Annotated in this window: 6 protein-coding genes and 2 pseudogenes; 1 reads left to right on the top strand and 7 read right to left on the bottom strand. The window is 38.1% G+C overall.

Annotation, left to right across the window (positions count from 1 at the left end; all coding sequences use genetic code 11):
• Positions 1–303: 303 nt before the first annotated feature.
• Positions 304–940, bottom strand: a pseudogene (locus WYK_RS25850) (helix-turn-helix domain-containing protein); the annotation flags it as partial.
• Positions 941–1,494: 554 nt separating this feature from the next.
• Between WYK_RS25850 and WYK_RS26415 the strand changes: the two are divergent.
• Positions 1,495–1,590: a TOBE domain-containing protein gene (locus tag WYK_RS26415; RefSeq protein WP_081704977.1), complete on the top strand. Its 96-nt coding sequence runs from the start codon at positions 1,495–1,497 to the stop codon at positions 1,588–1,590.
• Positions 1,591–2,042: 452 nt separating this feature from the next.
• Here WYK_RS26415 and WYK_RS19880 read toward each other — a convergent pair whose 3' ends face one another.
• The 6 genes and pseudogenes from WYK_RS19880 to WYK_RS19855 form a co-directional block, all read right to left on the bottom strand.
• Entirely contained in the window at positions 2,043–2,582 is a 540-nt protein-coding gene (locus WYK_RS19880) for a GNAT family N-acetyltransferase (protein ID WP_040376197.1), read from the bottom strand.
• A gap of 897 nt (positions 2,583–3,479) precedes the next feature.
• Positions 3,480–4,715, bottom strand: a complete 1,236-nt coding sequence (locus WYK_RS19875; RefSeq protein ID WP_040376196.1) for a multidrug effflux MFS transporter — start codon at positions 4,713–4,715, stop codon at positions 3,480–3,482.
• A 130-nt stretch (positions 4,716–4,845) separates the two neighbouring features.
• Entirely contained in the window at positions 4,846–5,907 is a 1,062-nt protein-coding gene (gene lsrB, locus WYK_RS19870) for an autoinducer 2 ABC transporter substrate-binding protein LsrB (RefSeq protein ID WP_040376195.1), read from the bottom strand.
• A gap of 24 nt (positions 5,908–5,931) precedes the next feature.
• Complete coding sequence (locus WYK_RS19865; protein WP_040376193.1) at positions 5,932–6,918, bottom strand: ABC transporter permease; 987 nt, start codon at positions 6,916–6,918, stop codon at positions 5,932–5,934.
• Positions 6,890–7,909: an ABC transporter permease subunit gene (locus WYK_RS19860; protein ID WP_081704976.1), complete on the bottom strand. Its 1,020-nt coding sequence runs from the start codon at positions 7,907–7,909 to the stop codon at positions 6,890–6,892. Before WYK_RS19860 ends, WYK_RS19865 begins: the two co-directional genes overlap by 29 nt.
• Positions 7,909–9,422 (bottom strand): annotated as a pseudogene (locus WYK_RS19855) (sugar ABC transporter ATP-binding protein). Before WYK_RS19855 ends, WYK_RS19860 begins: the two are co-directional and overlap by 1 nt.
• Between the last annotated feature and the right edge of the window lie 63 nt (positions 9,423–9,485).

Genomic DNA, 9,485 nt, shown 5'->3' with positions numbered 1-9,485 from the left:
TATTCAAACCTTATACATGAATAATATAATGGTATAATTAAGTGTGTTTAATGGGGTTAAGTTGAACGTGACGAGCTTTCTTTCATCATAATACAGCAAGCTAGAAATCGGAGGAGACAATGAAAGTATTTTTTACTTTATTTAATGGCGTTTTCAGGACTATTAATAATGTTTATGAGCTTCATTAAAATGCTAATTATAACAAAAAGCAAAGAAAAGAAAAGTAAATCAAAATTTATAAAATTAGCAATAGTGGGCTTGTTTATTTTCACATTATCACGTATCTTACATGGACAACTTCTTTAAAAGGAATCCAGCATTTTCACTAACCGTTATTAGATGGTCCTGATCATAGACGATTTCTTCGGGCATTCCTCCAAAGAAAGAAAATGCTTTATGACAATGAATCGTATCTCTTGTTGTCAAATGGCCTGTCTAACCACTCTACATATTTATACCGAGAGTGGAAGAGGACAAAAGTTATGAAGTATAATTTAATATCTTTATTTTCAATATTTTTACCTGTGATTTTTCCCCAGTCAACCTGTACCTGTTGTCCCATTGGTAGTTCTTCAACAGCCTCGTGCATTCGAGGATGAATTATTTTAGGAATTTGATAGATGTCTCTTAAATCACTTACATAACACCGAATCGTACTAGCCCCAACTTCTAACGACGGACGTTCTTCTAACCAATCTTCGATTTGAGCAGATGATAAGTCTGGATGTTCATTTAACCAAGTTACTATCCTTTCCCGTTAGGGATCCTGCTTCTTTTGTCTTCTACATAGAGAAACCATCCACGTTGCTTCATCAAAAGTCATGTCCAAATATTTGTAAACTGTATTTCTAGAAATCTCTAATTTCCTTGCAATGGCAGCCACTTTAAAGCCCTGTTTTTTTAATTGATGCACTTCAACAATCAAAAGTAATTTTTCCACCTTTCAGATCCTCCAGCTAAACAATGATTTTTTTATCATAGCTTAGTTGAACCAATAAATGGATAAAAAGTGTTCAATTCTATTTGTCAGAAACTGTTGATTATATTTTAGCAGTTACAAGTGCTCCAATACCAAAAATTACTTCTAAGATGCTGTCCATTCTTTCACCTACTTTTTTGTCGTTGCAACTAGTCCACTCTTAAACGTTACTTTTCGAAGAGATTCATTTCATCACTTCATAGATAGTAGGGCAAGCGGATCTTTCCTTTTGACCTATTTTCTCTAGCAAGCGCCTTAGGGCCTCTCCTTCCTTTTTTGCTATGGATAACTCTTTTACATATAGATACTGTAGTACGTGTAGTAAGCGATGTTTACATGCGTAGAAATTATGTTTAATTGCTCCTTGTAGTGAACGAACAGCTTCTTCCTCCGTTTTGCCATTTCTAAGATATGATGTGACCCCTAAAAATTAGAGTCAAAACTTTTTAACTGATTACGAGCACTAATTTGCATATGATAACTCCCTGTAATAAAGTTTTCCAGTATGTAATACTATTGTCTCTACAATTACTAAAAAATCTGTTTCCAGGTTAGGTCTAAAAGTTGGTAGTGAAGCAACTGCTTTCATTAAAGCTACTTCTGTAATGTAAATGGCTTAATTTTATGTATCTTCCTTACTAACTAACTACCCACCTTAGATTAAAAAATCATGATTTTCTTGTTCTTTTTCTAGTTGATATAACCAGTGCGTTTGTTTAACTAGAAATCCAGAAAAAGGACCTCCAACAGGGCCTTTTTTTACTGTTTATCAACATTATCGTTTAACAGAGCCTACTTTTAAATAACTTTAAAGTGATCTACGAATTAATCTATTAGATATCTACTCCATTCCATGAGATTAAAAACAAACAAGTTTATCATCTCTATCTTCTTCAAATTTGATTCCTAATTCTAGGGAATGATTATTAATAAAGAATTGAGTTCTTTACTAGTTTATATAAACCTTTATTGACGGTATTACCGAAGAAGAAACGAACTCTGATAGTTCAGTAAGAAAAAGGTTGCCGCAGCAACCTCCTTTTTGAAGTAAAACTCCGTTAGCTTAATATAGATAGCCTAAAAAATCTAGATCTCCTTCGCGCCAACCATACTTACCAACTTCTTTAATCATTAATCCCTCAATTTTTTCATAACCTATACCCCTTGTAATTTGACTTTCATGGTTAATTTTTAACCATTTACACTTATTCGTAACTGACCTATATCCATTTTTTAGATACAACGTTTTGTTGTCAGCAAATAACAATAAAAAATCAATATTTCTATTGCAACAAAACTGTTCAATTTCTAAAAGTAACTTCGAACCTATACCCTTTGAGCGGGTGTTTTGGGTGACACATAAATCAATTAGACCAAGTACTCTTATAGGTTCTCCGTTAAGATTCATCACTCTGTAATCTATTCCTACCTGCCCTATAAGTTGATTTTTTTCGTTAAAAGCTACAAATCTAAAATGAGGTAATTGTTTAAAATAAATTCTGTTTTTTGGAAAGTCTTTTTGAAAACTTTCGTTTAACAATTCCTGTATAGTTGAAGCTAAATCAGTACCCATTTCATAATCAAATACCATATCTATCTTCACAGTATCTTCTCCAATTATATTAATTAGGGCAGCCCCTTTCCTCTTGAGTAAAGAATCGGTTAGTTTATGAAGGAATATTATAGAGTTGGCAAAAACTGTGCAGTAAGAGTGAGTGATAAACAAGGCGAGGGGGGTTGAAATCTGTACCCCCTCTAACTTTATTAAATTCTTGAGTTATTAGATTTCTTAAAAAAGTTCGAAATTATTAAGATAGTAATTCCTATACAGATATAAATAAGTGCCAATGATTTATTTGGTATAAGAGAATTGTAGTCTAGTGGACCGAACCTTGTTCCGAGACCAGAAACAAAAAATAAAAAACCAATCCAAAAGATGATTTTACCAAATAAATTATGTGCTTTTATAGCCAACTCCTCCAGAAAAAAATTCCTAATTTATAGAAATAAATATACATGATTTTTTCTTCAGATTAATTTTTTTTGTCACAATACGAATACACTATGCTTGTTGATCTTCCCTGCCCCTTTAGCTGAACAAGGAATTTTTATTTAATGATACCATAAAATTGTAATTTAACCCTTTTGTATGATTAGCAACAATCCTTACGAAAACAGCCTTAATTTTAAAATGCGATTGTTGATTTCCGTTCCAGGCGTTTCGCTTTCCGCGGGCGGGCGGTGAGCCGCATCAATGCTTACGCTCCTGCGGGGTCTCACCTGTCCCGCTGTTCCCGCAGGAGTCTTCACGCCAGCACTCCAATCAACGGTCTTTCTAAATTTAATTTGGATTTTAGTCCGACGCTCAAATGGAAACACGTGCTAGACTTAGTTGCCTTGATAAGCAGAGAAAATTCCATGAAATGTGTTAAAAATGCCAAAAGAGGTACGGAATGAACCATTCCGCACCTCTTTTGTCTACAAACTGAGAGAAAGCCATTTAGCCTTTCTCTTTTGACTTACCCTTTATCAGCATCGGTCGGGCAACAATAAAGTAAGAGAGTATCGCGATTATTTGGCTGCCCAATATGACCAGTCCCATTGGAAGTGGACTCTCTTCTCCTCCAAGTCCCACAAGTGGAGCCACTATGGCTCCAAGTATAAATGGAATCAGTCCGAGTAAAGCCGCTGCACTTCCTGCATGACTCCGCTGATTCTCCATAGCCAATGCGAAGCTGGTTGTACCGACAATTCCCACACTTGAAACCGAGAGAAACAAGCCAATCAATATCACAATAAGGCCCGCTTGAAGTAAGATACCAGTTAAAAGAATGATTCCCCCTGTCGTCGCCATAAATAAGCCAAACACAAGTAAGACACCTTCTTTCACTTTTCCAGCGAGTCTTCCTGTCACTTGTGAAGCTAGGATAATGCCTACTCCGTTTATGGCAAAGATAAGACTAAACATTTGAGCTGATACCCCATAAATATTCTGCAATACAAACGGAGAACCCGATATGTAGGCGAACATTGCGGCTGAAACAAATCCCTGAGAAAAAGCAAAGCCTATAAATATCCGATCCTTACTAAGACGAGAAAATGTACGGAAGGTATTCGCTATACTACCCTCATTGCGCAGTTCGTTTGGCAATGATTCAGCTAACCCCCAGAAGGCTGCTGCTATCATCATCATACTAAGGATACACAATACAATAAATACACCACGCCATGATGTGAACTGCAGGAGCTGTCCACCAAAAACAGGAGCTAAAATGGGGGCTGCTCCATTTACAAGCATGAGCATCGAAAAGAACTTGGTTAATTCAGTCCCTGAAAAAAGATCGCGGACAATCGCCTTCGAAATCACGATTCCTCCAGCTCCTGATATGCCTTGTATAAATCGCATTAATATTAACATCTCAACGGACGGAACGAAGGCACATGCAAGTGAGGAAGCACTGTAAACAGCCAGTGATAAGATTAGCGGCATTCTTCTGCCTCTTGAATCACTCAATGGTCCTAAATAAATTTGCCCAACAGCCAGTCCAAGCATACAGGCTGTTAAACTTAGCTGTGCTAATGAGGTACTGCTATTCAAATCATCGGCAAGTGACGGCAACCCTGGCAAATACATATCCAACGATAATGGACCGATTGCCGCAAATGAACCCAGCACCACCGCCAGCCAAACCATTTTTATTTTCGAAATGCTTGAATTCATCTGAAATCGTTCCATAACTGCTTTTCCGCCCTTCACCATTATTTAATCTTACGATACATCCTGTTCCTTCCAATCACAAGATAAAAAAAGCTGATTCGATTGGGTGCCTTCCTGCAGCCCATTGAATCAGCAATTAGTAAATTACCTAAAAATCATAATCATCAATATTATCCTTTGTGAAAACGACTCGTTCTGGCAGAAGGATGATTCCACTGTCATCAGCATTATAATCATATCCTTGGATTGAGTTAGGTTCGATTTTTACTTTCCCTATATCCGGTACCTCAAATTCATCTCCCACCTTTAATTCCTTTCCTTCTACCGTCATAAGGTAAGCCACATAAGCCGCAATTGCTCCTTGTTTTTTCACATCCCATAATCCAAATTGTTTAACTGTATCCCTTTTAACGAACTCTCTCATGACATTCGGTGTAGAAAATCCGGTTACGACCACCTCTCCCGCTTTCTTTAAATTTTCCGCTGCTTGCGCCATAGCAGGAAGTGCCGTTGCATCCGGACAAATTACTGCATCAATGTCTTTATATGTTTTTAAAATACTTTCCCCTACTGCCAATGATTTTTGTGCATCATTTTCGCCATATTGTGTAGTGACGACTTCCCAACCAGGATATTGATCTTTTACAATCTCTTTCGCTTTCGTGACCCATTGGTTTTGGTCGGTCACTGTTGGACTAGAGTAAAAAAAGGCTACTTTTCCTTTATCCCCGATTTGATCATGGGTCATTTTGATTAAGAGCTCTGCCAATTGATCCGGTGTCCCTTGATTAATATAAAACGAACGATCCTCTGGGTTAACGTCAGAATCCCAAGTTAGAATTTTAACACCCCGTTCTTTTGCACGTCTGAGTGATTGACTCAATCCATCCACCGAAACTGAAGAAATCATCAAAGCATCATAATTCTGGTTCACATAATTATTAATAAACTGAACTTGGCCGGCAACCGAAGCTTCTGTAGGACCATCATATTTCAATTCTACATTGAGTGATTTCGCCATATCTTTGGCACCTTGCCCACCAGAAGTAAAGAAACCGACACCTACCAGTTTCGGGATAAAAGCTAATTTTACATCCTTTTTCTTCTCTGTTTTCTCCCCTTGTGAATCAGCAGGCTTGCTGGTATCTGAACAGCCTGACAATGCAGAAAAAAGTATTAATGTAACCGCTAACAATAATAGAGACTTCATTTTCTTCAAAACGATTCCCCCTTATTATTTTTTCATGATGGAAAGTGATTTACTCATCTTCTTCCAATGTGTATTTCTGAGTAAAACAGCGATTATAAGCATGGATCCGACTACAATATTTGTTTGTTGGCTGGTCATATTGACCATCTGCAGACCATATTGCGTCATTCCTATCACGATACTCGCAATAGCCGTGCCCATTATACTTCCTTTTCCTCCAAAAATACTAGTACCTCCTAGGACAACTGCTGTAATAATAGGTAAGACCGCTTCACTTCCAAGATCTGAACGAGCTGAACTAAAATACGAAGTTAGAATGACACCACTTAAACCACCCCCAAATCCTGCTAACATATACGTACTCATAATGATTAATCGGGTATTAATTCCAGAATATCTAGCAGCCTTTGCATTGATTCCGACAAGAAAAACATTTCGTCCATAACGAGTAAAGTGAAGAAGAAAGCCAAAGAGTAAGATAGAAAGCCCCAATATCCAGATTGGATTTGGTACACCAACTAGCTGACCATTCGCAAGTCCAACAAATTCATTAGGGAAGCCACTGATTCCTTCATAGCCTGATACACTCGATCCGCCTGACAGAACGAGAGCGATTCCTGAGAAAACGAACATACCTCCCAATGTAACAACCAACGGCTGTACATTTGTCCAGGCAACCAATATTCCATTTAAACAACCGGCTACTGCAGCAACCAATAAAGTAATCAACAGCGCAATCCATACATTAACTCCATTCATCCAGAGAACCCCAAGAACGATGGATGATAACCCCATCACGGCTCCGATTGAAACATCTATTCCACCTGTAATAATGACAAATGTCACAGGAATAGCCGCTAACGCAATATAGACAAAATCATTCATACTATATAAGAGATTATTTAGGTTAAGAAAACTAGGAGATAATTGTCCAAACAAGAATAGTTCAATAATAAGGAATCCAACAAGAGCAAATTCCCATTTAAGTAATCGTTGTCGTTTGTCTTTCACCCTTATTTTCTCCTTTCTGCCCATTCCTAATTATTCTGGCCGATTGTTTACGAATATACGTTTGGAATTGTGAATCCCCAACAACAATGGCTAATAATAAGAACCCAGAAATCGCATCATTATAATAGGCTGGAATCTTTAGGTAAACAAGGGAGTTACTAATAACGGTAAAAAACACAGCCCCAAGACCAGCACCAATCACACTTCCAATCCCACCAGTTAAACTTACACCCCCAAGGACAGCCGCCGCAATGACCTGAAGTTCCATCCCACTCCCTGTTTGATTGGGAACAAACCCGATGTTCATGACAAATAATAACGCTGCGATTGAGGCAGATACAGATGAAAATATAAAAGAGAGTACAAGGACTCTTTTTACCGGTAAACCTACTGAAACTGCTCCTTCTTCATTATCTCCCACTGCATAAAAGCAGCACCCTGACTTTGTCCTCGTAATATACAAATGGCAAACAACTACAAGTACAATGGCAATCCAAACAGGCAGACTTATTCCTAGTAATGCGGCCCCAGACAACTCTTTATAAAAATTGGGTATGTCTTCAATCCACATTCCTTCCGTAAATAAAAGCATTGTTCCCCGTATGATCCCTAGCATACCTAAAGTCATGATAATGGAAGGAATCTTGCCGTATGCAATCCCCAGTCCATTTAATAGTCCAACAATAACGCCGGTTAGCAAGACTGCCGGTACAATCAGCCATAGACTGTAACCATCTGTGAGCAGGACACCTGTAACCGCTGCCGATAAACCCATTGTTGAACCAACTGAAACGTCAATATTATCAGTTAGTAAAACAAAGGATTGACCAATTGCCATAACCAGAAGAATAGCACTTGATTTAATCAATAAAGCAATCGTATCTCCTGTAATAAATTCTTTGTTAATCGATCCAACTAGGATAAAAAAGCCGGCTAAAAAAAGGACAATCGAAAGCTCTCTTGCTTTTAACACCCTGATTAGGAACGGCATCATCTATACTTCACCCCGCTCTGAACACCAAATGCATATGAAGTTATTTCTTCAATAGTAATCTCATTTTCAGGTAGGATCGTAACCATGCTCCCTTCATGCATCACGAGTACCCGGTTGCTTAACTGCTGAATTTCTTCCATGTCTGAAGTAATTAATAAAACGGCTAATCCGCTGGCTTTTAACTGGTGAATCATGTTATAAATATCGTTTCGTGCATGTGCATCAATGCCCCGTGTCGGTTCATCTAAAATAATCACCTTTGGATGCGCTGCCAAATACTTTGCAAGAACTACCTTTTGTTGATTCCCTCCAGATAAACTCTTTAGTTCTTGATCAATGCTTTCAGCTTTAATTTGAAGATCAGCTAGATAGGAGGCTGCGAGGGCTCTTTCCTCTTGAAAAGGGAAAAGAATTCCTTTTAGACGGTGGAGGATTGTAGATGTAATATTGTTTTTAATAGATGTAATGGAAAAAATCCCATGTGCATGACGATCTTCAGGTACGTAAACTAAGCCGGCATTAAGTCTGCGACGGAAGGAATCATTGGTGATATCTCTTTCATTTAATACGACTCTTCCAGCCAATATTTTATCAAGACCTACTATTGCTTCTGCCAATTCAGTACGTCCAGCCCCCACTACGCCAGCAACTCCAAGTACCTCCCCCGGGAATAGTTGGAACGAAACCCCTGCAAATCGACTGCCTGTGAGATCGGTTACCTCTAAGGCTGCTTGATGCGTAGTCGTTGTCTGTTTCAATAACAGTTGTTGCTTTTCGCTGTTCTTCTCTTTTGGTGTAGTCTGGGAAACAAGGCCTTCCACCAACTTTTCGTACGTAAATTGCTTAACAGGTCCTTGTAAAGAAATGACACCATCTCTTAAAACGGCTACTGAATCAGCGAGAGTAAAGATTTCTGAAAACCTATGCGTGATGTAAAGGACACCCATCCCATCATTCGCTAGACGCTTAATGTTAATAAACAGAGAATCAATTTCTCCAAAAGTCAACGTGGAAGTCGGTTCATCTAATATCAACACCTCTGCCTCCCGAACTAATCCTCGGATAATTTCCACAAGTTGCTTTTCAGCAATCGTAAGCGTTAAAGCACTTCTTTGTACATTCAGCTTCCACCCTAGCTTTTCAATTATGATTTTGATTTTTTTTTACATTGGGCTCTATTCTCAGGCACCCCAATCATTATATTTTCTTCTACGGACATATTAGGAAAAATCAACGGTTCCTGCGGTACAAGATATATACCCTGTAAATGGGCTTCATGCGTATTGGTAAAAGATACAGCTGTTCCTTTCACCTTCATCTTTCCACCATCTGGTTTATATAAGCCGGTAATGATTTTCATTAATGTTGATTTTCCTGCTCCATTCCCTCCTGCCATAGCAAAGATTTCTCCAGCTTTAAGGGTTAAATCTACCCCCTTTAACACAGGATTTCCGCCAAATTGCTTATACATATGTTCAATTTCCAGTAAAGGAACTCCGGTTTTCTCCATCTCATTTCACCTGCCGTTTTATTCTTTTGTAGTAATACAAGTACACATTAATTAATATGTTCT

This window comes from Peribacillus psychrosaccharolyticus ATCC 23296, assembly GCF_000305495.1.
GTDB classification, from domain to species: Bacteria; Bacillota; Bacilli; order Bacillales; family DSM-1321; genus Peribacillus; species Peribacillus psychrosaccharolyticus.
Note: the sequence above shows the minus strand (reverse complement) of the source record. Positions and strands in the feature narration are given on the sequence as shown.

Bases quoted from the DNA above. Each gene is read 5' to 3' on its own strand.
- WYK_RS19875 (WP_040376196.1), bottom strand. From the start codon at position 4,715: ATGGAACGATTTCAGATGAATTCAAGCATTTCGAAAATAAAAATGGTT.
- lsrB (WP_040376195.1), bottom strand. From the start codon at position 5,907: ATGAAGTCTCTATTATTGTTAGCGGTTACATTAATACTTTTTTCTGCA.
- WYK_RS19860 (WP_081704976.1), bottom strand. From the start codon at position 7,909: ATGCCGTTCCTAATCAGGGTGTTAAAAGCAAGAGAGCTTTCGATTGTC.